At 27.5% G+C, this 2,065-nt stretch carries 2 protein-coding genes; both read left to right on the top strand.

Annotated features, from left to right (window positions below; genetic code table 11):
• Positions 1–1,103, top strand: a 1,103-nt coding sequence (locus tag G6042_RS00840; RefSeq protein ID WP_211161605.1) for a hypothetical protein, incomplete at its 5' end; no start/stop codon positions are given.
• 334 nt (positions 1,104–1,437) lie between these two features.
• A complete protein-coding gene (locus tag G6042_RS00835; RefSeq protein WP_262887298.1) occupies positions 1,438–1,788 on the top strand; it encodes a DinB family protein in 351 nt (116 codons plus the stop codon).
• Positions 1,789–2,065 lie beyond the last annotated feature (277 nt).

Here is a 2,065-nt window from a genome sequence, read left to right as displayed (position 1 = left end):
GTTGCGAGCTATTCCTTGTATATGTTGCATCACTAAAAATAATGAATTTATCTTTTTCTTACAACTATTTTACTATATTTGGTACTAGGATTGTGGAAGTTTTTTCACAGTCTGACGTTATCTGCAACCTTATATCGCTTATGGAAAAACAATTTATAGATATTTTTAAAGAATTTTTATTATCAAAAGGTTATCCTGAAAATAGTCTATTGTTTGAATTCAAATCCTCTAAAATTCACCCAAAATTCAGACCTGATTTATTAGTTATTGATACAGAAAATGACAATTTTTTATGTTTATTTGAATTTAAATCTTCAACTTGGGAAAAAAGTGATTTAATTAATGAAATAAACTATTATCAAGATGATTTTCTATCAAATTTACAAGAAGATATACCTGTTTATTTAGTTTTAAGTTTTGGATTTGGAAAAGATTTTCAAATTTTCGAATTGACAGATGGGGCCCTAAAACTAATTCCAGATGATGAATTCCCAAGATATGAAACCCTTGTATCACAGCAAAAAACTGAGGAAAAAATTGAAAAAGAAAGAATCCAAAAATATAAAATTGGAGAATTAAAAGAAAGAAAAAAAAGAGTGTGGTTAAGCTCAATGCTTTCCATTTTAAGTCTTGTCGTTGGAATAATTACTGTGGTTTACTCACTAAATTTGAATAAAAAAACAAACAACTCCTCAACTTTTTCATCATCTTGCAATTGTGATTCGATTAAAACTGAAATAAAAAATTTGAAAACATTAATAAATCAAATTGACAAAAAAACAAATCAAAATGTAAGTTCGTCCAAGAATAACCCTGTAAATTCGGATATAGCAGATTTAACAAATAGAATAGAAGTTATTGAAAAAGGAATTTCAGACAATCCTGAAAAAACACTTTCGTTACTTAATATGAATAACGACATTTCTCAATTAGAAAAAAGTGATGAATCTTTAAGGGAAATCAACAAAACAGAAATAGAATCTTTAAAAAATGAAATGGAAAATCAAAACTCGTGGATATCAGGATTACTAATTACAATTTTTGGCCTTGTTTTAAGTTTTGCAGTTCCAAATCTTTTGGCAAATATTAAAGAAAATAAATAAAACTAAAAAGGCTGCAGATAACATAGTATTGGCAAAATGCGGGAGGAAGGGATAATTGAAAGATTTGTCACATTTAGCCGCCGCTGCTTTTTCGTATTGATTTTTTTCTTAATTTAACAATCCGAAAAAAGCATCGGCTCCACGCAGTCTAAATTGAATTTTCAGTTAAATTAAGCCCGCACTTCGCCAATACTTTTTCCGTTATGTGCAATTTCACCGAAACAGCGTCCAAATAAAGGAAAAATTAAACGAATTATTTGAGTATAACTATCATTTTAATAAAAAATGGATTGAGTTTTTGACGGAAAATTTTTAAGAAGTTCCTGAGAAATCATTGGAACTTATAAATCATCTAATGAACGCTCAACAAATATGGAACGCTAGAATTGAAAATGAAACTGAATTTGGGGTTTGGCAAATTAACGATTGGAATAACATCTCGGACATAAATTATGAAAATTATACAAAAACTTTGAAAATAATTCGTGAAAAAAGTCTTGAAAATGTAATTGAATACCAAAATTCAAAAGGACAAAAATTTACAAATAAAATTGAAGATGTTTTATTCCATATTATAAACCATTCGACTTATCACCGTGCTCAAATTGCAACTGATATTAAAAATTGTGGAATAGAACCGATTAACACAGATTATATTTTTTATAAAAGAAAAATTGAAGAATAAAGAAACTGCACATAACAGTGGTAACTGTTGCACAACCTCAATAAAAAACTAAAATTTTAAAATATTTATAAAAAGTAACCTCTTTAGAAGCTATTTTAAGGAAGTTTGTTTTTTTGTTTTGTTCTCGATACATTTTTTGTTCCGTTGCTCTGCACAAAAAATACTCCTTTAGATTTGTTTTAATAAATTTAGGTAAATTTAGAAAAGAGAAAAGTGTTTAAGTAAACTAACAATTACTCCGAGTAAAACTCATAGTTCGATTAAGACTTAAACACTT

It is taken from the genome of Flavobacterium solisilvae, assembly GCF_012911605.1.
Taxonomy (GTDB): Bacteria; Bacteroidota; Bacteroidia; order Flavobacteriales; family Flavobacteriaceae; genus Flavobacterium; species Flavobacterium solisilvae.
The sequence above is the reverse complement of the archived record's forward strand: the minus strand, read 5'-3'. Positions and strand labels throughout refer to the sequence as shown.